A 21,289-nucleotide genomic window follows, 5' to 3' on the forward strand; every position below is an offset into this window, starting at 1 on the left:
AGGAAACTGTCGATGACCACCTCATCTCGATCCCGCTCCACCGGGGGTACGGTCTCGACCCTCAGCGAAGACGATCTCAGCTCCAACGCTCAGCGTGAGCGTCGCAAGCGGATCCTCGACGCGACCCTCACCCTCGCATCCAAGGGCGGCTACGAGGCCGTGCAGATGCGTGCGGTGGCCGAGCGCGCCGACGTCGCCGTCGGCACCCTCTACCGCTACTTCCCCTCCAAGGTGCACCTGCTGGTGTCGGCCCTGGCGCGCGAGTTCGAGCGCATCGAGTCCAAGGGCAAGATCCCCCCGGGCCACAGCCCGCTCGAGCGGATGCAGCTCATCCTGGGCCAGATCACCAAGGCGATGCAGCGCGATCCCCTCCTCACCGAGGCCATGACGCGCGCCTTCATGTTCGCGGACGCGTCCGCGGCGGCGGAGGTCGATCAGGTCGGCAAGCTCATGGACACGTTGTTCGCGCGGGCCATCACCGACGGTGAGCCCACCGAGGAACAGCTTGCCGTCGCCCGTGTCATCAGCGATGTATGGCTGTCGAATCTCGTGGCGTGGCTCACTCGTCGCTCGTCGGCAACCGATGTCGCCAAGCGCCTCGAACTGACCGTCGAGCTGCTCCTCGGTGACGGGTCGAAGACCCCGTTCTGACCGGATCCGACGGCCGCAACCCGAACGCAGCGCGCCAGCCCGTCCGCAATCGCTTAGGTTTGAAGCTGTGAGCGCTCTGGATCTGCCGATCGAACTTCGCCGGGCCCTGTCCACCGTGGCCCGGACCCCTCGCCTGCTCGTCGCGTCCGACTACGACGGCACGATGGCGCCGATCGTCAGCGACCCCGAGAAGGCCTATCCCCACGCGGAGTCGGTGCGGGCCCTGCGCGCGCTGGCCGGCCTGGCCGCCACGACGGCCGCCGTCATCTCCGGACGCGCACTCAAGGACCTGGCGACGCTGTCCCGCCTGCCCGCCGAGGTGCAGCTCGTCGGCAGCCACGGCTCGGAGTTCGACGTGGGCTTCGTGCACGCGATCGACGCGAATGCCCGCAAGCTACTGGGCGAGGTCACGGCGGAGCTGTCGCGGATCGCGGACCTGCATCCCGGCGTCACCGTGGAGACCAAGCCGGCCAGCGCCGCGCTGCACGTGCGCAACGCCAGTCCCGAGGTGGGTGCGAAGGCACTCGCCGCTGTGCACGCCGAGGCGGCCCTGTGGACCGGCGTGCAGGTGACCGAGGGCAAAGCCGTCATCGAGCTCGCGGTCGTCGCGACCGACAAGGGCAACGCGCTCGACATCCTGCGCCACCAGGAGGCCGCGACAGCTGCGGTCTTCTTCGGCGACGACGTCACCGACGAGAAGGCGTTCGGGCGCCTCCAGGGTCCCGATCTGGGCATCAAGGTGGGCGAGGGCGAGACCCGCGCCCAGTACCGCGTCGAATCCACCGAAGACGTCGCGGCCGCGCTGGCGTTCCTGCTCGAGGAACGGCGCACGTGGCTCTCGGGAGCCGACGCTCCACCGATCGAACGCCTGACGATGCTCGCCAGCCCTCGCTCGGTCGCTCTCATCACGCCCGACGCGAACATGACCTGGCTGTGCCATCCCGAACCGGATTCGGCGGCGGTGTTCGCACACCTACTCGGAGGCACCGAGGCCGGCCACTTCAGCGTCGGCCCACAGCGAGAGGCGCTGCCGCTGAGCCAGCAGTACCTCGACGGCACCATGACGGTACAGACCCGCTGGGCCAGCCTCACGGTCACCGATTACCTGCCGCACGACGTCCAGCCGAGCCGCACCGACCTGACCCGCGTCATCACCGGGCGCGCGAAAGCGGTCGTCAGCTTCGCACCCCGCCCGGAGTTCGGTCAGGTTCAGGTACAACTCGAACCCGACACCGACGGGCTGCGGGTCTCGGGCACGAGCGAGCCGATGGTGCTGCGTTCCCCCGGCGTGCACTGGGACATCACCAGCGACGGCACCCAGCAGACCGCACACGCGGTCGTGGACCCGTCGCAGGGCCCGATTGTTCTCGAACTGCGTTGCGGTACAGAGGATCTGAGCCCATCCCTACTGTCGGAGCCCGAGCGCCGGGAGATCGCCGAGTCCTACTGGCGAGACTGGGCGCACACGCTCGATCTGCCGCCCCTCAAACCGGACCTGATGAAGCGGTCGGCCCTGACGCTACGCGGACTGGTGCACGCACCGAGCGGATCGATCCTCGCAGCTGCCACGACATCGCTGCCCGAGGAGATCGGGGGCGTTCGTAACTGGGACTATCGCTACTGCTGGCTGCGCGACGCAGCACTCACCGCGTCGGCCCTCGTCAGCCTCGGATCGCTGGAGGAGGCCGAGAACTACCTCGAATGGGTGCACGGGGTGCTCGAGACGCTCCACGGCCCGGAGCGGTTGCACCCCCTCTACACGCTGTACGGAACCGGCCTACCGCCCGAGGCGGTCATCGACTCACTCCCCGGATACGCGGGTTCCCGTCCGGTGCGCGTCGGCAACGCCGCGAACCAGCAGGTCCAGCTGGATGTGTTCGGTCCGATCGTCGACCTGATCTCCGATCTAGCCCTGGCCCGGCAGAAGAAGGGCATGGCCGGATCGGATGCGGTCACCGACCGCGACTGGGAACTGGTCTCCGCCATGGTCGAGGCCGTGGAGCGTCGCTGGAGCGAACCGGACCACGGCATCTGGGAGATCCGCGACAACCCGCGCCACCACGTGTACTCGAAGGTGATGGGTTGGCTCACCGTCGATCGCGCGCTCACCCTCGCCGAGAAGTTCGGCCGTCGGGCGGGCGAGTCGTGGCCGGCGCTGCGCGACGAGATCGCCGAGGAGGTCATCGAGAAGGGGTGGAACGCCGACGTCGAGTCGTACACCGCCGCCTACGACGGCAGCGACCTGGACGCCGCGACCCTGCACATCGGCCTGTCCGGGCTGATCGACCCGCAGGACGAGCGGTTCGCGGCGACGGTGCTGGCGACGGAGCGGGAGTTGCGCAGCGGGTCGACCGTGTATCGGTACCACCACGACGACGGACTGCCGGGCATCGAGGGCGGCTTCCATCTGTGCGCCGCCTGGCTGGTGGAGGCGTACCTGCTGATCGGGCAGCGCTCCGACGCGGAGGCGTTGTTCAAGCAATTGGTGAACGCGGCGGGCCCGACCGGCCTGCTGGCCGAGGAGTACGACCCGGTGGCCGAGCGCTCGTTGGGCAACCATCCGCAGGCGTACAGCCACCTGGGCCTGCTGCGGTGCGCACAGTTGCTGAGTGCGGACGCGAAGGTCCGCTAGGGCTCGGGCGGGGAGGCCGCGGTGTGCCCGCGCACCAGTTCGGTCTCGAGCATCTCGACGGTCGTGACGCCCGAGTCCGACCCGGACATCAGCAGCGCGCCGGCGCGGCGGCCCTTGTCCTCCTGCGGTTGACGCACCGTGGTCAGGCCTTCGCGTAGTGCCTCCTCGATCCCGTCGAAGCCGGTGATCGACACTCGGCCCGGAACGTCGAGGCCCTCGCAGCGTGCCCAGTCCAGCGCACCGAGCGCGAGCACGTCGGTGGTGCACACGAGTGCCGTGATCTTCGGGTTGACCGCGAAGGCCTGCGCGGCCGCGGAGTGCCCGGACTGCGCGGTGTGCTCGAAGCGTTCGACGACCGTGAGCGACGACGGGTCCAGACCGGCGTCGGACATCGCGTCCCGGACGCCGGCGATCCGCTCGCGCTGGACGTGGAAGTTGGGGGCGTGCAGACGTTCCCCCTGCACGACGCCGTCCGCGCGATCCCGACCGAGCCGCATGCACAGCACGCCGATCTCCACGTGTCCGAGCGTGATGAGGTAGTCGGCGACCTTCCGCATGGCGCCCCGGTCGTCGATCCCGACGAGCGACGCGCCCGACATTTCCCGGGGCTGGTCGCAGATGACAGTCGGCAGGTGCCGCTCCCGCACCGCGGCCAGGTAGGGGTCGTCGTCGGCCACGGAGTACACGACGAAACCGTCGACACCGGCCTGCTGCACCACCGCGGCGGCGTCGACGTCGTCGCGCCCGGGCCCGGCCGGAACGAGCAACAGGCCCTGGCCGGCGGCTTCGCAGGATTCAGCGAGGCCCGCGAGGAAACTCATCGCGGCGGGATCACGGAAGGAGTAACTGAGCGCCTCGGTCAGCAACAGGCCCACGGCACCGGCGCGGCGGGTGCGCAACGAGCGGGCGACCGGGTCGGGCCCGGGATAGCCTCGGCGCTTCGCCGCCTGCAGCACACGTTCGCGGAGTTCGGCCGACAGCTGGTCGGGACGGTTGTACGCGTTGGAGACGGTCGTCCGCGAGACCTTCAGCTCGGCGGCGAGCGACGCCAGAGTGGCTTGGCGACGTGGCTGTCGAGACCTTGGCATAACGGGACGGTAGCGGTTCGGACGCGTCAGGGCGAACTGGAACCCGCCCCGGACCGATACGACCTGCACGGTTTCCGCTAAAGTGAAACGGAAACGATTACCAATAACGTTTGGGCCCGGTCCCGGGCCGACGATCTTCCGAGTCGTGATCAGGAGAGAAGAAGTGCGCATGCCCCGAAGGTTCCGTTCCACTCGAACCACAGCGGCGGCGTTGGGCGCCGCCCTCGCAGCCCTGACACTCACCGCGTGCGGCACCTCCCCCGACTCCGACGGCGAAATCCGCGTCGTCGCGTCCACCAACGTCTGGGGCAGCGTCGCGCAGGCCGTCGCCGGCGACCGACTCGAGGTCACCTCGATCGTCACCGAACCGTCGGCCGACCCGCACTCCTACGAGGCCAGCCCGGCCGACGCCGCGAAGATCACCGATGCGTCCCTGGTGGTCCTCAACGGCGGCGGTTACGACCAGTTCGTCGAGGACGTCCTGAAGTCCGCCGGTGACAAACCGGCCGTCGACGCTTTCGATCTGTACGAGGAGCGCACCGGCACCCACGCCACCGAGTCCGCCGAGGAGCATGCGGGCCACTCGCACGGGTCGGTCAACGAACACGTCTGGTACGACATGCCCACCGTCGACGCCACCGCCGACGCGATCGCCGTGGAACTCGGCAAGCTCGACCCCGAGGGCGCCGACGTCTACAACCGCAACGCCGCGGCGTTCCGCGACCGGCTGCGCCAGGTGTCCGAGACGACGGCCGGCATCGCCGCCGCCCACCGTGACGCGCCGATCGCGCAGACCGAGCCCATCGCGCACTACCTGCTGCAGGCCGCGTCGCTGAAGGACGCCACCCCCGCGGCGTTCACCAGCGCCGTCGAGAACGGCACCGACCCGTCGCCGGCGTCGATCGCCGAGACGCGACAATTGCTGGCGGACAAGAAGGTACGTGTCCTGGTCTACAACTCGCAGACCGTGGACAAGGTGACCGAGAACATCCGCGAGAACGCCGAGAACGCGGGCATCCCGGTCGTCGAGGTGACCGAGACGCTCCCCGAAGGCATGGACTTCGTGCAGTGGCAGACCGCTACGGCGCAGTCGCTCGCCGACGCCCTGAACGGTGCGTCGTGAGCAGTACCCCCGCCGTCGAACTGCGCGACGCCTGCCTGTCGTTCGGTGAGCGCACGCTGTGGTCCGACCTGAACCTCACCGTGGAGCAGGGCGAGTTCATCGCCGTGCTGGGTCCCAACGGCTCCGGAAAGACGTCGCTGCTCAAGGTCCTGCTCGGACAGTTGGCCCCGACGTGCGGAACAGTCCGCATCGCCGGAACCCCGGCGCGGGCGGGCAACGCCCACGTCGGATACGTGCCGCAGCAGAAGTCCCTCGACGAGGGTCTGCCGCTGCGCGGACGCGACCTGGTCGGTCTCGGCGTCGACGGACACCGCTGGGGCACCGGCCTGTTCGGCCGCGCCGGACGGCGCGCGATCGTCGACTCCGCCATCGCGCAGGTGGGTGCGCAGGCGTACGCCGACGCCCCCATCGGCTCGATGTCGGGCGGCGAACAGCAGCGGCTGCGCATCGCGCAGGCCCTCGTCGGTGACCCCAAGGTGTTGCTGTGCGACGAGCCGCTGCTCAGTCTCGACCTGGCCAACCAGCACCGGGTGTCCGAACTGATCGACCGTCGACGCCGTGACCACGACACCGCGGTTCTGTTCGTCACGCACGAGATCAACCCGATTTTGCCGCTCGTCGACCGCGTCCTCTACCTGGTCGACGGCAAGTTCCGGATCGGGACGCCCGAAGAGGTCATGACCTCCGAGGTGCTGTCCGAGCTGTACCGCACCGACGTCGAGGTGCTGCACGTGCGCGGCCGTCTCGTCGTCGTGGGCACCGGCGACGCCATCGACGCGCTCGGCAGCGGCGGCGGCCCGCGCCCCGGCGAGGGCGTCCACCACACCGAGGACCACGCATGAGCAACAAGTTCACCGACGCGATGTCGCACCTGCTCGACTTCTCCGCGACCGCGGACCTGCTGCGCTACGACTTCGTCCAGCAGGCGCTGATCGCGGGCGCGATCCTCGGCCTGCTGGCCGGCGTGATCGGTCCGCTGATCGTGAGTCGGCAGATGTCGTTCGCGGTGCACGGGACGTCGGAGCTGTCGCTGACCGGCGCGTCGGCCGCGCTGCTCATCGGCGTCGGTGTCGGCATCGGTGCCGTGGTCGGGTCCGTCGTCGCGGCCGTCCTCTTCGGCCTACTGGGAACCAAGGCACGCGAACGCGATTCGGTGATCGGCGTGATCATGGCGTTCGGTCTGGGTCTGTCGGTGCTGTTCCTGTGGGCGTACGACGGCCGCACCGGCACCAGTTTCTCCCTGCTGGTGGGACAGATCGTCGCCCCCGGCAACTCGGGTCTGGCACTGCTGTTCGGTTGCGCGGTCGTCGTGCTCGGCACGCTGGCGGTGATCTACCGGCCGCTGCTGTTCGCCAGCACCGACCCCGAGGTCGCCGCCGCCCGCGGGGTTCCGGTGCGCGCCCTGTCGATCGTGTTCGCGGTGCTCGTCGGCATCACCGCGGCGCTGGGTGTGCAGATCGTCGGCGCGCTGCTCGTCATGGCGCTGCTGATCACCCCGGCCGCCGCCGCCGGGCACGTCACCGCGAACCCGCTCAAGGCGACGGTGCTGGCCGTGCTGTTCGCCGAGCTGGCCGCCGTCGGCGGCATCCTGTTCTCGCTCGCGCCGGGTGTTCCGGTCTCGACGTTCGTCACCACGATCTCGTTCGTGATCTACCTGGTGTGCCGGGCGATCGGCGCGTCGCGGCGGCGGTCGGCGGGACGCGCGGTCGTCCCGGCCGGCGAGCACCTGCACGCCTGAGTCGAGCCCCCACGTGAAAGCGCTATCACCTTCGGGTGGTAGCGCTTTCACGTTCTGGTGGTAGTACTACGTCGCGGCGGGAAGCGCCTCGTAGGTGACCCAGTTCGTGCGCTTCGCGAGAGTGTCGTAGAGCGCCTGAGCCTGGTGGTTGTCCTCGGCGGTCACCCACTGCACCAGCGCGTGGCCCTCCGCGGCGGCCATCTCGGTGAGCCGGCCGATCAGGGCCCTTCCCACACCCCGGCCCCGGGCCGCGGGATCGGTGAACAGGTCGTCGAGGAACAGGCCGGTGGTTCCGGTGTACGGCGACGAGAAGCGGCGGTGGTGCGCGAACCCGAGGATCTCGCCGTCCACCTCCGCGACGAGGGCCTTGCACTCGTGCCGGGGATCCATGAACCAACCCCAGGCGCGGGAGACGACCTCCTCCGATTCGGGCAGTTCGTAGAACTCGCGGTACGCGCGGAACAGCACCCGCCAGCGGGTCTCGTCGGCGGGAAGGAGGAACCGGATCGTCGTCGTGGTTGCCATGGTCGTGCTCCTGTCGGTGGTCGAGAGTCGTGCGATGTGGGTGGACCGTCCCGCTACCGGGTGGCGGCGGCGATCAGGTCCCTGAGACGAGTGGATTCGGGTTCCCCGAGGGGAAGTTGCGGCAGGCGCGGAACACCGGCCTCGACACCGATGCTGCGGAGACCGGACTTGATGGTGGTCGGGAGTCCGCGGCTGACGATCATGTCGAGGAAGGGGCGGATCCGGCGGAAGATCTCGGCGGCCTCGTCGTCCCGACCGGCAGTGACCGCGCGACGGAACTCGACGATGCGGTCGGGGATCAGACACGGCGCCGCCGTGCACCACCCGACGGCCCCTGCCCGAAATGCCTTCTGCGCAAGCGGATTGCTGCCGTTGAAGAACGAGAGCGTGCCGCCGCTGAGGTCGGCGAGCCGGTGCATACGGGCGATGTCCCCGCTGGATTCCTTCACCATCGTGATGTTCTCGACCGTCGAGACGAGGTCGAACAGGAACTCCGCGGACATGTCGATACCCGTGGTGGCCGGGTTGTTGTACACCATCACCGGGATGCCGACGGCGTCGGCGAGGGTGGTGAAGTGCTGCCGGAGCTCGGCGTCGGTCAGGCGCCAGTACGAGATCGGCAGCGCCATCACGGCCGTCGCCCCGAGCCGCTCGGCGATCTGGGCGCGACGGACCGTGCCGGCGGTCGTCAGGTCGGACACTCCGACGACGGTCGGCACCCGGCCGTCGATGTGCCGGATGGTCTCGGCCGCGACCGTGATCCACTCGTTTCGGTCGAGATAAGCACTCTCGCCGGTGCTCCCGAGGGGAGCGATCGCGTCGACTCCCGCCTCGATCATGCGGTCGAGCAGCAGCTGCAGGACGTCGACGTCGATCCGGGCGGGGTCGCGGAGGTCGAACGGGGTCACGGGATACGCGACGATTCCGCTGATGTGGGTCACCGTGCAGTCCAATCGGGTTCGGCGGTCGGATTCGAGAGGTCGCGGTCGATCGCGTCCGGGTGCGAGCGCAGCGCCCGGCGGGCGTAGTAGCCGAAGTTCGCCTCACTGCGCCGCGGGGTCAGCGTCCAGTCGTGCGCTTCCTTCGCCAGCCGCGGCGGGAGCGGCTTGATCTCGCCCGCCGCCATGGCGAGCAACTGCAGCCGGGCCGCGCGTTCGATCAGGTGTGCCGACGAGCAGGCCTCCTCGATCGTCGCCCCCACCACCAGCTGTCCGTGGTGCGCGAGCAGGATCGCCCGCTTGTCTCCCAGTGCGGCGGAGATGATCTCGCCCTCCTCGTTGCCGACGGGCACCCCCGGCCAGTCGGGCAGGAACGCGCAGTCGTCGTAGAGCGGCGCGGTGTCCATCTGCGAGATCTGCAGCGGGATCTCGAGCATCGACAACGCCGCCGCGTGCAGCGGATGCGTGTGGACTATGCAGTTCACGTCCGGCCGCGCCCGGTAGATCCAGCTGTGAAACCTGTTGGCCGGGTTAGCCATTCCACTCCCCTCGAGAACCTGCAGGTCCTCGTCGACGAGCAGCAGGTTGCCCTCGGTGATCTCGTCGAACCCGAGCCCCAGCCGCTGCGTCAGAAAGGTTCCCGGCCGCGGACCGCGCGCCGAGATCTGACCCGCGAGCCCGGAGTCGTGACCGGCGTCGAACAGCGCACGGCACGTGAGGGCGATCTTCTGCCGATCCGTCCACTGCGCCGTCGACACCTCTGTGAGCATCGCCTTCTCGGCGGTCTTCATCAACTCGGCCTTACCGAGCTTCATCGTCGTCGCCATCCTCGTGGCTCCCTTCAACCGAAACGCGTGAGTGACACATCGAGCACTATATGACACAAGGTGTCCTATCGTGCAACAGAGTAGATCGATCGTTAGGGTGGGAGGGCGCGCGAGGACATCGGTCCACGCCGTGCGCGGAGCGAGAGAGAGGTTCGACGGATGGCGGCGCTACTGAGGTCGCATCGACGCCGGGCAGGCCTGACGCTGGAGGCACTGGCCGAGGACACCGGGTTGACCAAGAGCTACCTGTCGAAGGTCGAGCGGGGAATCAGCACACCCTCGATCGCGGTGGCGCTCAAGATCGCCCGCGCCCTGGACGCCGACGTCAGCCAACTGTTCTCCGACACCCCCGACAACAGCGTGATGGCGATCGAGCGGCACGCCGAGCGCGCGCAGGTCGATGCCGACGACGACAGCGCCGTCTACGACGCGATCGCCACCCGGATGATCGGTAAGGCCATGCAGCCGTTCATCGTTCATCCCACGACGCAGCCCCGCTCCGACTACATGGAACACCCCGGCGAGGAGTTCGTCTTCGTCAAGGAGGGCACCGTCGAGGTGAGCATTCCCAATCAGGTCATCACCCTCGACGCGGGCGACAGCCTGTACTTCGACGCCAACACCCCACACCGCGTCCGATCGGTGTCGCCGACGCGGGCCGTCCTGGTGGTGGTCGTGCACGACGGCAACGGCTGCAGCGCGCCGTAGACACCCGTTCACCCCCGATCGGGGGTGCCCGAATATGGGGCCGTCGCCCTAGATTCGGAATCGAATCGTCGGCAGGCACTAGTGCGCAGGGAGAGAACGATCCACTACTTCGAACGGCTTTCCGAGACGAGCTTCCGCGCGACCAACCACACCGGTGGCGCGTGGAACACCGAGGAACAGCACATCGCACCCGCGCTCGGACTACTGGCGCACGCAATCGAAACCGACCGCGACCGGCGCCGTGACGACCGTCCGGCCATCGGCCGCCTGTCCTACGACATCCTCGGCACCCTCCCGATCGGGGTAATGGACACGGCCGTCCGGACACTGCGTGCCGGGCGCACGATCGAACTGGTCGAGGCCACACTCAGCCACGACGGCCGGCCCGCCGTGGTGGCGCGGGCCTGGCTGATGCAGTCCTTCGAGACCGCACCGTTCGGCGGCACCCCCTTCCCGTCCATCGCCGCACCCGACGCCATGCCGACGTGGGACGCGACCACCGTCTGGCCGGGTGGGTTCATCGAGTCCGTCGACGTGCGCCGCGACCACGTCGAACCTGGACGCGCGTCGTTCTGGGTGCGCACCCCGATCCCGCTGGTCGCAGACGAGCCGGTCAGCGCCGTCGCCCGAACGGCCGGTGTGCTCGACATCGCCAACGGTATGGCCACTCGGGTCAGCCCCGCCGAGGTGGCGTTCCCCAACCTCGACCTCACCCTGCACCTGTTCGCCGAACCGGACGGCGAGTGGGTCGGGTTCGACACGTCCGTCAGCTTCGGCGCCTCCGGGATCGGACTGACCCACAGCACCGTCAGCGGCGTGCGCGGCCCGATCGGAACGTCGTCGCAGATCCTCACGGTGCGGCCCACCGCCCGGTAACCCGTCGCGGGCGGCCGGTACCGCATCGCGCGGAACTAGGATCGAGGCGTGGCGATGATCGATCTCAACAGCGACCTCGGCGAGAGCTTCGGCGCGTGGACCCTCGGCGACGACGCGGCGATGCTCGACCTCGTGACGAGCGCGAACGTCGCCGGCGGATTCCATGCCGGCGATCCCGCGACGCTGCTGCGCACGTGCCGGGACGCGACGGCGCGCGACGTCCGGATCGGCGCCCAGGTCGGCTATCGCGATCTGGCCGGGTTCGGTCGCCGCTTCATCGACGTCTCCGCCGCGGACCTCACGGCCGATGTGATCTACCAGATCGGAGCCCTCGACGCCCTCGCCCGCACCGCGGGATCGGCCGTCACGTACGTCAAACCCCACGGCGCGCTGTACAACGCGATCGTCCACCACCGTGATCAGGCGCGGGCCGTCGTCGACGCCGTGCGGGCCGTGAACCCGTCGTTGCCGGTGCTTGGCCTGCCCGGGTCCGCGTTCCTCGAGGAGGCGGAGAGCGCCGGACTCCGTGTCGTCACCGAGGCCTTCGCCGACCGCGCCTACACCCCCGAGGGCACGCTCGTCCCCCGCACCGAACCGGGCGCCGTCGTGCACGACCCCGACGTCGTCGCGAAGCGGGTGCTGCAGTTGGTCACGACGGGCACGATCGAGGCGATCGACGGCACCCCGATCGTCGTCCCGGCGGAGACGATCTGCGTCCACGGCGACACTCCCGCCGCGGTCGCGATGGCCGCGGCGATCCGAAAGCTGCTCGACGCCGAGAAGATTCACGTGAAACCGTTCGTCTGATGCGCATCCTGGACATGGGGGACCGGGCGCTGCTGGTCGAGTTCGACGGACTCGACGCGACGCTCGCCCACTTCCGCGGCATGACCGCCGACCCGCACCCGGCGGTCACCGATCTGGTGCCCGCCGCACGCACCGTGCTCGTGCGGTTCCGCGGAGTCCGCCCCGACCACGTCGCGGCGTGGGTGCGCTCGACCGACCCGATCACCGCCGACACGCTGCCGCCCACCGCGCCCGTCGAGATCCCGGTCCGCTACGACGGCCCGGATCTCGACGAGGTCGGCGCGCTCACCGGTCTCGGAGCCGACGGCGTGATCGCCGCCCACAGCGGGCAGACGTGGACGGTCACGTTCGTCGGCTTCAGCCCCGGCTTCGGATATCTGGCCGGCCAGGATTCCCGCCTGCACGTGCCCCGCCGGTCGTCACCCCGCACCACGGTCCCGGCCGGCGCCGTCGGGCTGGCCGGGGAGTTCTCCGGGATCTACCCGCGCAGCTCCCCCGGCGGCTGGCAACTGATCGGCAGCACCGCCGAACCGATGTGGGACGTCGACCGTGATCCGCCGGCCCTCCTGCAGCCGGGAGCGGCCGTCACCTTCCGCGCCGTCTGATCCGCCCCCGTATCCCGCCCCTCCGCCCCACCCCTCCCGGCCGCACCCTCCCGGCTCCCGCGTTTTGCGCACTTATCGCGCCCCACGCCCCGCGATTCTCGCGACAAGTGCGCAAAACGCGGGGTGGGGGCGGGGATTGTCGCGACAAGTGCGCAAAACGCGGGTCAGGCGCCGAGGGCGAAGGCGACGAGGAAGCCCAGGGCGGTGGAGACCCCCACCCACCAGCCGCCCTCCCGATAGGCCTCGGGCATCAGCGAGTCGGCGAGCACCGCAATGGTCGCGCCGCCCGCGAAGGCCTGGATGACGGCGATGTCGCCGTCGGAGATGTTGTCGGAGACGGCGTTCGCGCCGACCACCACCAACACCAGGACCGCCGCGGTGATCGCCCAGACCCCGAACGCCCGACGCGAATCGAACCCGGGTTGCTTACGCATCGACGCCGCGCCCGCAACCGATTCGGGGACGTTGCCGACCGCAACCGCCACGAGCAGCACCACTCCCCCGCCCTCCATGAGCGAGACGCCCAGCGCGGTGTTCTCCGGGATCCCGTCGAGCAGCGACCCCAGCATCAGCGCCCAACCCAACGCGGCCGGCCCGAGTTTGTTCTCGACCAGATGATCCGCGACGACGTACACGAGCGCACCCGCGAGGAGCGCCGTGCCCGCGACCCACACTCCCTCGATCGCGAACGCCGGCGCGAACAGCTCCGACGACACCGCCGCAACCATCGTGCCGGCACCGAAAGCCATCAACGCTGCGAGCAGCGGCCTGGGCAGGTTGTAGCGCAACCCGATCCACGCCCCGAACAACAACGGCAGAGCCGTTCCGAGACCGTACAGCGCAGCTGTCAGCATCGATCGATCGTAGTGACCACCGCCCGAAATGCGCGACAATCGACGCATGGCATGGCTCGAAGTCCTGCGCGCCGGCGCACGCACCACCGTCCAGGACCGCGGCCGGCCCGGACACGCAGCCCTGGGAGTGGGGGCCTCCGGCGCGGCCGACGTCGTCGCTCACGATGCCGCCAACCGCCTCGTCGGAAACGGTCCCGACGCCGCCACCCTCGAGGTGACGCTCGGCGGTCTGCGAGCACGGCTGCACGGAGACGCGACCGTAGCGGTCACCGGCGCACCGACGCCGCTGACCGTGAACGGCGTACCCCGACCGCTCTTCTCGCGCCTCCACCTCCGGGACGGCGACGACATCGCGCTGGGCATCGCGCCGGCCGGCCTGCGCACCTATCTCGCGGTGCGCGGCGGCATCGACGTCCCGCCGGTGCTCGGCAGCCGGGCCACCGACACGCTCTCCGGGATCGGTCCGGCACCGGTTCGCGCCGAGGACCGCCTGCCCGTGGGCGACGCGCACCGCGAACTACCCGCCGAGGACTTCATCCCGCCGCCGGCCCCCGCCGCAGACCCCGTCGAACTCCGGGTCCGGATGGGGCCCCGCGCCGACTGGTTCACGCCGGCCTCGCGTTCCGCACTGGTGCAACGACTGTGGACCGTCACGACCGACACCGACCGGGTGGGGGCTCGGTTGGACGGTGCGGGCCCGCTGCACCGCGCCCGCACCGGCGAACTGCCCAGCGAGGGCATGGTTTCCGGAGCCCTGCAGGTGCCACCGAACGGAATGCCGGTGCTGTTCCTGGCCGATCATCCGGTGACCGGCGGCTACCCGGTGATCGCGGTGGTCCTCGAAGACGACATCCCGGCCGCAGCGCAGCTGCGGCCGGGATGTCGGATCAGGTTCCGGAAGGTGCTCTGACGCTCAGCTCCGGCGCTGGCGCGCGATCTCGGACAGCACGACGCCCGCCGCGACGGACGCGTTGAGCGACTCCACCTCGCCGGCCATCGGGATGCTGAGGATCGAGTCGCAGGTCTCGCGGACCAGGCGGGACAGGCCCTTGCCCTCCGAGCCGACGACGATGACGACCGGACCGGTGCCCTCGTAGTTGTCGAGGCTCGTGTCGCCGCCCGCGTCGAGGCCGACGACCTGGACGCCCTTGCTCTGCCAATCCTTGAGGGTGCGGGTGAGATTCGTGGCACGCGCGACGGGCAGCCGTGCGGCGGCACCGGCGCTGGTGCGCCACGCGACGGCGGTGACGCTGGCGCTGCGGCGCTGCGGGATCACGACACCGTGGCCACCGAACGCCGCCACCGAGCGCACGACGGCACCGAGATTGCGCGGATCGGTGATGTTGTCGAGCGCTACCAGCAGTGCCGGCTCCTGCCGGGACCGCGCCGCGGTGAGGAGGTCGTCCGGATGCGCGTACCGGTACGGCGGCACCTGGAGCGCGATGCCCTGGTGCATGCCGTTGGCGCTCATGCGGTCGAGGTCCGTGCGCGGCACCTCGAGGATCGAGATTCCCGCGTCCGCCGCCCGCTGCACCGACTCCTTGAGCCGGTCGTCGGTCTCGGCGCCCACCGCGACGTACAGCGCCGTCGCCGGCACACCCGCGCGCAGACACTCGACGACGGGGTTGCGTCCGAGCACCATCTCCGGCGAGTCGTCGGCCCGACGGATCGCCGCCGCCCGCTGCATCTGCCGCTGGTCCGCCGCGCGTGCGGCCGCCCGCGCCTTCTTGGCCGCGGGATGCTTGGTGCGCGCCTCGGCGGGCGGCGTCGCACCGCGACCCTCGAGGCCCTTGCTGCGCTTGCCGCCGGATCCGACGACCTGGCCCTTCTTGGTGCCACCCTTGCGGATCGCACCGCGCCTGCTCGAATTACCCGCCATCACTTACCCGATTCGTTGGAAGAAGCTTGCTCGAGCGACCACTCGGGTCCGCTCGGAGTGTCGGTCACGGCGATGCCCGCCGCAGCCAACCGGTCGCGGACCTCGTCGGCCACCGCCCAGTTCTTGTCGGCCCGCGCCTGCTGGCGCCGGTCGAGTTCGGCCTGCACGAGCACGTCGAGTGCGCCCATTGCCGCCGCGTCGTCCGACGCAGCGGTCCACTGCTCGTCGAGCGGATCGACGCCCAGGATCCCGAGCATCGCCCGGACCTGGCCTGCGAGCGCCCGCGCGCCGTCCGCGTCACCGGACTCGAGCGCGATGTTGCCCTCGCGTACCCGGCCGTGGATCTCGGCAAGGGCCGCAGGCACGTTCAGGTCGTCGTCGAGCGCCGCCGCGAACTCCTCGGTCCACTTGCCGACCTGGACCTCGCCGGCCCGCTCGGCCGTCCGCTGCACGAACGACTCGCAACGCCGGTACCCGGCGGCGGCCTCCTGCAGCGCCTCCTCGGAGTACTCGAGCATCGACCGGTAGTGGGCGCTGCCGAGGTAGTACCGAAGTTCCTGCGGGCGAACGAGTTTGAGTACGTTCGGCACCGAAAGCACGTTGCCGAGCGACTTCGACATCTTCTCGCCCGACTTGGTGACCCAGCCGTTGTGCAGCCAGTACTGCGCGAAGTCGTCACCGGCGCACTTGGCCTGCGCGATCTCGTTCTCGTGATGCGGGAACACCAGATCCAGTCCGCCGCAGTGGATGTCGAACGCCTGGCCGAGGTAGAACACCGCCATCGCCGAGCATTCGAGGTGCCATCCGGGCCGGCCCGGACCCCACGGTGTGGGCCACGACGGCTCGCCCGGCTTGGCGGCCTTCCAGAGCGTGAAGTCCCGCGGATCCCGTTTGCCCGCACCCGCGCTCTCGCCCTGGTGGACGTCGTCGAGCTTGTGCCCGGACAACCGCCCGTACTCGGGGAAGCTCCGGACGTCGAAGTAGACGTCGCCGCCCGACGCGTACGCGTGACCGTTGTCGATGAGCCGCTGCATCATCTCGACCATCTGGGTGACGTGCCCGGTCGCGCGCGGCTCCACCGACGGCGGCAGCACACCCAGCTGCCGGTAGGCCCAGTCGAACGAACGCTCGAATGTCGCGGCCCACTCCCACCACGGGCGGCCCGCCTCGGCGGCCTTGTTCAGGATCTTGTCGTCGATATCGGTGACATTTCGCACGAACGCGACGTCGTAGTCGTGCGCGAGCAGCCAGCGGCGCAGCACGTCGAACGCGACGCCACTGCGGACGTGGCCGATGTGAGGTTCGCCCTGGACGGTGGCGCCACACAGGTACACCGAGGCATGTCCGGGGGTCAGCGGGACGAAGTCACGCGGAGCCCGTGTCACGGTGTCGTATAGGCGCAGGGTCACGACGAGCGATTCTACCGGGCGCTAGCAGCGGGGATGATCAGCGCGGTCGCCACCGCGGCGATGCCCTCGCCGCGACCGGTGAGCCCCAGTCCGTCGGTGGTGGTCGCCGATACCGAGACCGGTGCACCGAGGACGTCACCGAGCACCCGCTGGGCCTCCTCGCGGCGGGGACCGATCTTCGGCCGATTGCCGATGACCTGCACGGATGCGTTGCCGACGGTGTAGCCGGCGTCACCGAGCAGACGTCGGACCTCGGTGAGCATCCGCACACCGGAAACCCCGTCCCACTCGGGTCGGCCGGTGCCGAACACCGAACCGAGATCGCCCAGACCGGCCGCCGAGAGGAGTGCGTCACACAGCGCGTGGGCGGCGACGTCACCGTCCGAGTGCCCGGCGCAGCCGTCGACGTCGTCGAACAACAGACCGGCCATCCAGCACGGACGGCCCTTCTCCACGGGATGGACGTCCGTACCGATTCCGACTCGCACGCTCTCGGGCTCCTTACTCGGGTCCGGCCTGCCCGAGCAGTACCCGGGCCAGCGCGAGATCCCACGGGGTGGTGATCTTGAATGCCTCGGGCTCGCCGACGATGGTCCGGACCGGCTCGCCGAGCCGCTCGACCAGGCCGGCGTCGTCGGTCGCGTCCCCGTTCACGTCCTCGTACGCCCGACGCAACAGGTCGGCGTCGAAGCCCTGCGGGGTCTGGACGGCTCGCAGTTCCGAACGCGGCGGTGTGCCCGTGACGGTGCCGAGCACGTCGACGGTCTTGATGGTGTCGCTCACCGGCAGGACCGGCACGACGGCAGTGCGACCGGCCTGCAGTTCCGCCACGACGCGGGCGATCAACGACGGCGGCGTCAGTGCCCGCGCGGCGTCGTGCACCAGCACCAGACCGGCTTCGGGCGCCGCGGCGAGACCCGCACGGACCGAATCCGCGCGCTCCTCACCACCGACGACGACGAGCACTTCCGCGGGCAGGTCTGCCCGAGCAGCCTCGACGAGTTCGTCGGGAACGATCACCACAATGGTGTCGACGACGCCCGAACCGAGGAGTCCGTCGACGGCGCGGCGCAGCATGCTGCGACCACCGAGTTCGACGAACGCCTTCGGCACGGGCTCACCCAGCCGAACACCACGTCCGGCTGCAGGGACCAGCGCTACGACCGGCCCCCCGTTGTCACTCACTGTCAGGATGCTGCGGCCAGGACCTCGTCGAGGATGATCTCCGCCTTGGCGTCGTCCGTACCTTCCGCCAGGGCCAGCTCACCCACGAGGATCTGACGCGCCTTGGCCAGCATCCGCTTCTCGCCGGCCGACAGGCCGCGATCCTGCTCACGCCGCCACAGATCACGCACGACCTCGGCGACCTTGTTCACATCACCCGAGGCCAGCTTCTCCAGGTTCGCCTTGTAACGGCGAGACCAGTTCGTCGGCTCCTCGGTGTGCGGCGCACGAAGCACCTGGAACACCTTGTCGAGACCCTCCTGACCGACCACGTCACGCACGCCGACGTACTCGGCGTTCTCCGCGGGAACGCGGACGGTGAGATCACCCTGCGCGACCTTCAGAACGAGGTATTCCTTCTGCTCACCCTTGATGGTGCGGGTTTCGATCGCCTCGATCAACGCCGCTCCGTGATGGGGGTATACGACGGTGTCTCCGACCTTGAAAATCATCTGTCCCGTGCCCCTTTCGATCTTTCGAGTTTAACACGTGACCAAACGATCGTCCCATCAACGGCGCAGGTCAGGGGCGTCGTTACCTGATCTTAGGGGTTGACAGAGTGCCCCAACCGTGCATTTCGACCCCCCTCGGAGACCCCTCCGGAGCACCCCCGCGGACGCCCGATCCTGTACTCCGCCAACCGTTGCGCGCCCGACACGACCTCGTAACGAGTACCCAGAGTGCGGCGCCTCGAGGGTGACTACTACTCTGCCTAGTGGATTGTGAACCTGACCCATGGAGGACAACCCGTGACTGCTCTCACTGCGTCGCCGACTCGCCGAGTCATGGCCGCCGTCGCTCTCGCCGCCGGCGCGACGCTCATGCTGTCCGCGTGCGGAGCGGGTCAGATCTCGCAGACCGCGACCCAGGTCGCTGCCATCAACGGCAACCAGGCCACCAGCGGTGACATCGCGCTGCGCAACGTGCACGTCGTGTACCCGAACTCCGAGGAGTTCAGCATCGAGCCCGGCGGCGACGCCGAGCTCGCGTTCACCGCTGTCAACCTCAGCGAGTCGAAGTCGGACCGCCTGAAGTCCATCAAGACGGACTACGCCGGCTCGGTGAAGATCGACGAGAAGGACGGCACGCTCGAGATCAAGCCGCAGTTCGCGCTCGGCGCCGGCAACCCGGACGTCTCGGTTCCCGAGGAGGCGCCCGAGCACGTCAGCCTGATCGACGTCACCCTCCAGGACATCCGCGAGGGCGTCCGTCCGGGCCTGACCTTCCCGGTCATCTTCACGTTCGAGAACGCCGGCGACATCGTCGTGCAGGTCCCGGTCGACGCCGGCCCGAAGACCGAGCGCCACGAGTCGGAGAAGTCCCCCGTCGTGTCCGAGGGGCACTGACCCACAGCACGTGAAGGAAGGCCCGGGCGACAGTGTCGCCTGGGCCTTCCTGTCTGTGGCAGCCACTAGGATTCCCGGGTGGCCAAACCCAAATCCAGCTTCAGGTGTTCGTCGTGTCAGCACACGGTTGCCAAGTGGGTCGGCCGCTGCCCCGAGTGCGGCACCTGGGGGTCCATGGACGAGGCCCCGGTCCTGGCAGCGGTGACGTCCCGCCCCGGAGCCTCGCTGGCCCGCGCGGGCGCGGCGGCACTGCTCCCGTCCACACCTGCGACGCCCATCACCCAGATCGACGGCAAGACCACGCGTGCCAAGGCGACCGGCGTGGACGAACTCGACCGGGTCCTCGGCGGCGGCGTCGTCCCCGGATCGGTGGTGCTGCTCGCCGGTGAACCCGGCGTGGGCAAGTCGACGCTGCTGCTCGAGGTGGTCCACCGGTGGGCCACCCGCAGCGCCGACGACCGCGCGCTGTACGTCACCGGCGAGGAGTCGGCGGGACAGGTGCGCCTGCGCGCGGACCGCACCGGCGCGGTGCACGAGCGGGTCTACCTCGCCGCGGAGTCCGATCTGGCGACGGTTCTCGGTCACGTCGAGCAGGTCCGCCCCACGCTGCTCATCGTCGACTCGGTGCAGACCATGCTCGCGGCGGACGTCGACGGCGTCGTCGGCGGTGTCACGCAGGTGCGGGCCATCACGAGTGCGCTGACGTCACTCGCGAAAGCCAGCGGCGTGCCGGTGCTGCTCATCGGCCACGTCACCAAGGACGGCGCGGTGGCCGGTCCGCGGTCGCTCGAGCACCTGGTCGACGTTGTGCTGCACTTCGAGGGCGACAAGCACTCCACCCTCCGCATGATCCGCGGCATCAAGAACCGGTTCGGCGCCGCCGACGAGGTGGGCTGCTTCGAACTGCGCGAGGACGGCATCGTCGGCGTGAGCGACCCGTCCGGACTGTTCCTGCACCACCGACTGGACGAGGTGCCCGGCACCGCCGTGACCGTCACGATGGACGGCAAGCGTCCACTGCTCGGCGAGGTGCAGGCACTCGTGGCGCCCACCCACAACCCGTCGCCGCGGCGGGCGGTGAGCGGACTCGACTCGGCGCGCGTGTCGATGGTGCTGGCCGTGCTCGAGCGCCGGCACTCGATCAAGCTCTCCGACAAGGAGGTCTACGCCGCGACCGTCGGCGGCATGCGGATGACGGACCCGTCGTGCGATCTCGCGCTCGCGATCGCGGTGGCGTCGGGCAGCAAGGACCGTCCGATCCCGGCCGGCACCGTCGTGCTGGGCGAGGTCGGCCTGGCCGGCGAGGTCCGCCGGGTGAGCGGCGTCGGCCGCCGGGTCGCCGAGGCCGCGCGCCTGGGCTTCACGCGCGCGGTGGTTCCGGTCGACTCCGGCGAACTACCGAAGGGCATCCGGGCGATCGAGGTCGCGAACGTCGGAGATGCCTTGCGGGCGTTGAGTCTTCGCTGAGCGTCAGACCGCGGAGGTGCCGAACGGCGACGTCGGCTGACCGTCGACGAACGCCGCGGTGGGCGCGAAATGCTCCGGGTCAACCGTCAGGAACAGCCCGCGCGAGGTCGCGACCGGGGTGTTCGGGTCGGTGCCCGGTCCCTCGACGATGAACGCCTCGGAGGTCGTGTAGGCCTTGCGCCGGACGGTGCCCTCGATCCGCGCACGGAACTCGAGCACCGAGCTGAGCGGGATGGGCCGGGCGAAGTCGATCTCCAGGTGCGCGGTGACGACCGGGCCGCCGAGCACCATGCACGCCATGCCCTGGACCTCGTCGAACGCGGTCGACAGGATGCCGCCGTGGATCACACCCGGTCCGCCCTGATAGCGGTTCGCCACCTCGAGCCGACCGGTGACGGTCAGGTCCTCGCCGGCCTGGAAGGTCATGGCCATACCGGCGGGCTGGTCGTCGCCGCAGCCGAAGCACTTGGACCAGTGCTGCGGGAGCGGTTCCCCGGGAGCGGGGTACCAGTCCGGCACCTCCGGAAGAACGAGGTCATCGGGCAAGGTCCAAGTACTGCTCACAACTAGGTAATGTAGATGCGGCCCGACC

The 21,289-nt window shown here is 69.7% G+C and carries 23 protein-coding genes; 12 read left to right on the forward strand and 11 right to left on the reverse strand.

Annotation, left to right across the window (positions count from 1 at the left end):
* Positions 1–12: 12 nt before the first annotated feature.
* The gene (gene kstR / locus PSS76_RS14085) at positions 13–651 is read left to right on the forward strand and encodes a cholesterol catabolism transcriptional regulator KstR (protein WP_005515654.1); all 639 of its coding nucleotides are present in this window, start codon (positions 13–15) and stop codon (positions 649–651) included.
* A 67-nt stretch (positions 652–718) separates the two neighbouring features.
* On the forward strand, positions 719–3,283 hold the full coding sequence (gene otsB / locus PSS76_RS14090; RefSeq protein ID WP_081122496.1) for a trehalose-phosphatase: 2,565 nt from the start codon (positions 719–721) through the stop codon (positions 3,281–3,283).
* Here otsB and PSS76_RS14095 read toward each other — a convergent pair.
* Positions 3,280–4,371, reverse strand: a complete 1,092-nt coding sequence (locus PSS76_RS14095; protein ID WP_013414821.1) for a LacI family DNA-binding transcriptional regulator — start codon at positions 4,369–4,371, stop codon at positions 3,280–3,282. The genes otsB and PSS76_RS14095 overlap by 4 nt on opposite strands.
* Before the next feature lie 169 nt (positions 4,372–4,540).
* Here PSS76_RS14095 and PSS76_RS14100 point away from each other — a divergent pair, with 169 nt between their 5' ends.
* The 3 genes from PSS76_RS14100 to PSS76_RS14110 are packed head-to-tail and all read left to right on the forward strand — an operon-like array spanning position 4,541 to position 7,232.
* Positions 4,541–5,494, forward strand: coding sequence for a metal ABC transporter solute-binding protein, Zn/Mn family (locus PSS76_RS14100; protein WP_084848784.1), 954 nt, complete (start codon positions 4,541–4,543; stop codon positions 5,492–5,494).
* Entirely contained in the window at positions 5,491–6,336 is an 846-nt protein-coding gene (locus PSS76_RS14105) for a metal ABC transporter ATP-binding protein (RefSeq protein ID WP_005515659.1), read from the forward strand. Before PSS76_RS14100 ends, PSS76_RS14105 begins: the two co-directional genes overlap by 4 nt.
* Positions 6,333–7,232: a metal ABC transporter permease gene (locus PSS76_RS14110; protein WP_084969101.1), complete on the forward strand. Its 900-nt coding sequence runs from the start codon at positions 6,333–6,335 to the stop codon at positions 7,230–7,232. Before PSS76_RS14105 ends, PSS76_RS14110 begins: the two co-directional genes overlap by 4 nt.
* Positions 7,233–7,298: 66 nt before the next feature.
* On the opposite strand, the gene PSS76_RS14115 is transcribed toward PSS76_RS14110, so the two are convergent.
* The 3 genes from PSS76_RS14115 to PSS76_RS14125 are packed head-to-tail and all read right to left on the reverse strand — an operon-like array spanning position 7,299 to position 9,522.
* The gene (locus PSS76_RS14115) at positions 7,299–7,757 is read right to left on the reverse strand and encodes a GNAT family N-acetyltransferase (RefSeq protein WP_084969100.1); all 459 of its coding nucleotides are present in this window, start codon (positions 7,755–7,757) and stop codon (positions 7,299–7,301) included.
* 53 nt (positions 7,758–7,810) lie between these two features.
* A complete protein-coding gene (locus PSS76_RS14120; protein WP_175271623.1) occupies positions 7,811–8,698 on the reverse strand; it encodes a dihydrodipicolinate synthase family protein in 888 nt (295 codons plus the stop codon).
* Positions 8,695–9,522 carry an aldolase gene (locus PSS76_RS14125; protein ID WP_081122499.1) on the reverse strand — a complete coding sequence of 276 codons (828 nt, stop codon included), beginning with the start codon at positions 9,520–9,522 and terminating at the stop codon, positions 8,695–8,697. Before PSS76_RS14125 ends, PSS76_RS14120 begins: the two co-directional genes overlap by 4 nt.
* A 159-nt stretch (positions 9,523–9,681) precedes the next feature.
* Here PSS76_RS14125 and PSS76_RS14130 point away from each other — a divergent pair, with 159 nt between their 5' ends.
* The 4 genes from PSS76_RS14130 (at position 9,682) to PSS76_RS14145 (ending at position 12,518) form a co-directional block, all read left to right on the forward strand.
* Positions 9,682–10,230 carry a helix-turn-helix domain-containing protein gene (locus PSS76_RS14130; protein WP_005515665.1) on the forward strand — a complete coding sequence of 183 codons (549 nt, stop codon included), beginning with the start codon at positions 9,682–9,684 and terminating at the stop codon, positions 10,228–10,230.
* Between the two features lie 99 nt (positions 10,231–10,329).
* Complete coding sequence (locus tag PSS76_RS14135) at positions 10,330–11,106, forward strand: thioesterase family protein (RefSeq protein WP_337456288.1); 777 nt, start codon at positions 10,330–10,332, stop codon at positions 11,104–11,106.
* Positions 11,107–11,154: 48 nt separating this feature from the next.
* On the forward strand, positions 11,155–11,913 hold the full coding sequence (locus PSS76_RS14140) for a LamB/YcsF family protein (protein ID WP_005515667.1): 759 nt from the start codon (positions 11,155–11,157) through the stop codon (positions 11,911–11,913).
* On the forward strand, positions 11,913–12,518 hold the full coding sequence (locus PSS76_RS14145) for a 5-oxoprolinase subunit B family protein (RefSeq protein WP_005515668.1): 606 nt from the start codon (positions 11,913–11,915) through the stop codon (positions 12,516–12,518). Before PSS76_RS14140 ends, PSS76_RS14145 begins: the two co-directional genes overlap by 1 nt.
* A 164-nt stretch (positions 12,519–12,682) precedes the next feature.
* Here PSS76_RS14145 and PSS76_RS14150 read toward each other — a convergent pair whose 3' ends face one another.
* Positions 12,683–13,372 carry a ZIP family metal transporter gene (locus PSS76_RS14150; protein ID WP_013414812.1) on the reverse strand — a complete coding sequence of 230 codons (690 nt, stop codon included), beginning with the start codon at positions 13,370–13,372 and terminating at the stop codon, positions 12,683–12,685.
* Positions 13,373–13,418: 46 nt separating this feature from the next.
* On the opposite strand from PSS76_RS14150, the gene PSS76_RS14155 reads away from it, so the two are divergent.
* A complete protein-coding gene (locus tag PSS76_RS14155) occupies positions 13,419–14,282 on the forward strand; it encodes a 5-oxoprolinase subunit C family protein (RefSeq protein ID WP_064077921.1) in 864 nt (287 codons plus the stop codon).
* A 3-nt stretch (positions 14,283–14,285) separates the two neighbouring features.
* On the opposite strand, the gene rlmB is transcribed toward PSS76_RS14155, so the two are convergent.
* Genes rlmB through carD form a run of 5 tightly spaced genes read right to left on the reverse strand, consistent with a single transcriptional unit; the run spans position 14,286 to position 18,336 of the window.
* Entirely contained in the window at positions 14,286–15,251 is a 966-nt protein-coding gene (gene rlmB / locus PSS76_RS14160) for a 23S rRNA (guanosine(2251)-2'-O)-methyltransferase RlmB (protein ID WP_005515672.1), read from the reverse strand.
* Positions 15,251–16,660 (reverse strand): cysteine--tRNA ligase, encoded by a 1,410-nt coding sequence (gene cysS, locus PSS76_RS14165; protein ID WP_005515673.1) that lies wholly within the window; start codon positions 16,658–16,660, stop codon positions 15,251–15,253. The genes rlmB and cysS overlap by 1 nt, the downstream gene beginning before the upstream one ends.
* 11 nt (positions 16,661–16,671) lie before the next feature.
* The gene (ispF, locus tag PSS76_RS14170; protein ID WP_013414809.1) at positions 16,672–17,148 is read right to left on the reverse strand and encodes a 2-C-methyl-D-erythritol 2,4-cyclodiphosphate synthase; all 477 of its coding nucleotides are present in this window, start codon (positions 17,146–17,148) and stop codon (positions 16,672–16,674) included.
* A gap of 13 nt (positions 17,149–17,161) precedes the next feature.
* Positions 17,162–17,845, reverse strand: a complete 684-nt coding sequence (gene ispD, locus PSS76_RS14175) for a 2-C-methyl-D-erythritol 4-phosphate cytidylyltransferase (RefSeq protein ID WP_064079753.1) — start codon at positions 17,843–17,845, stop codon at positions 17,162–17,164.
* Between the two features lie 2 nt (positions 17,846–17,847).
* Positions 17,848–18,336 (reverse strand): RNA polymerase-binding transcription factor CarD, encoded by a 489-nt coding sequence (carD, locus tag PSS76_RS14180; protein WP_005515676.1) that lies wholly within the window; start codon positions 18,334–18,336, stop codon positions 17,848–17,850.
* 297 nt (positions 18,337–18,633) lie between these two features.
* On the opposite strand from carD, the gene PSS76_RS14185 reads away from it, so the two are divergent.
* Positions 18,634–19,230 carry a copper chaperone PCu(A)C domain-containing protein gene (locus PSS76_RS14185; protein WP_005515677.1) on the forward strand — a complete coding sequence of 199 codons (597 nt, stop codon included), beginning with the start codon at positions 18,634–18,636 and terminating at the stop codon, positions 19,228–19,230.
* Between the two features lie 78 nt (positions 19,231–19,308).
* On the forward strand, positions 19,309–20,697 hold the full coding sequence (gene radA, locus PSS76_RS14190) for a DNA repair protein RadA (protein ID WP_041673837.1): 1,389 nt from the start codon (positions 19,309–19,311) through the stop codon (positions 20,695–20,697).
* Positions 20,698–20,700: 3 nt separating this feature from the next.
* Here radA and PSS76_RS14195 read toward each other — a convergent pair whose 3' ends face one another.
* Positions 20,701–21,261 carry a PaaI family thioesterase gene (locus tag PSS76_RS14195; RefSeq protein ID WP_238840365.1) on the reverse strand — a complete coding sequence of 187 codons (561 nt, stop codon included), beginning with the start codon at positions 21,259–21,261 and terminating at the stop codon, positions 20,701–20,703.
* Between the last annotated feature and the right edge of the window lie 28 nt (positions 21,262–21,289).

This window comes from Prescottella sp. D32 (assembly GCF_037287305.1).
Taxonomy (GTDB): domain Bacteria; phylum Actinomycetota; class Actinomycetes; order Mycobacteriales; family Mycobacteriaceae; genus Prescottella; species Prescottella equi.

Coding starts and splice junctions, on each gene's coding strand:
- kstR (WP_005515654.1), top strand. CDS start 13: ATGACCACCTCATCTCGATCCCGCTCCACCGGGGGTACGGTCTCGACC.
- PSS76_RS14095 (WP_013414821.1), bottom strand. CDS start 4,371: ATGCCAAGGTCTCGACAGCCACGTCGCCAAGCCACTCTGGCGTCGCTC.
- PSS76_RS14100 (WP_084848784.1), top strand. CDS start 4,541: ATGCCCCGAAGGTTCCGTTCCACTCGAACCACAGCGGCGGCGTTGGGC.
- PSS76_RS14110 (WP_084969101.1), top strand. CDS start 6,333: ATGAGCAACAAGTTCACCGACGCGATGTCGCACCTGCTCGACTTCTCC.
- PSS76_RS14115 (WP_084969100.1), bottom strand. CDS start 7,757: ATGGCAACCACGACGACGATCCGGTTCCTCCTTCCCGCCGACGAGACC.
- PSS76_RS14125 (WP_081122499.1), bottom strand. CDS start 9,522: ATGGCGACGACGATGAAGCTCGGTAAGGCCGAGTTGATGAAGACCGCC.
- PSS76_RS14130 (WP_005515665.1), top strand. CDS start 9,682: ATGGCGGCGCTACTGAGGTCGCATCGACGCCGGGCAGGCCTGACGCTG.
- PSS76_RS14145 (WP_005515668.1), top strand. CDS start 11,913: ATGCGCATCCTGGACATGGGGGACCGGGCGCTGCTGGTCGAGTTCGAC.
- PSS76_RS14150 (WP_013414812.1), bottom strand. CDS start 13,372: ATGCTGACAGCTGCGCTGTACGGTCTCGGAACGGCTCTGCCGTTGTTG.
- PSS76_RS14155 (WP_064077921.1), top strand. CDS start 13,419: ATGGCATGGCTCGAAGTCCTGCGCGCCGGCGCACGCACCACCGTCCAG.
- rlmB (WP_005515672.1), bottom strand. CDS start 15,251: ATGGCGGGTAATTCGAGCAGGCGCGGTGCGATCCGCAAGGGTGGCACC.
- carD (WP_005515676.1), bottom strand. CDS start 18,336: ATGATTTTCAAGGTCGGAGACACCGTCGTATACCCCCATCACGGAGCG.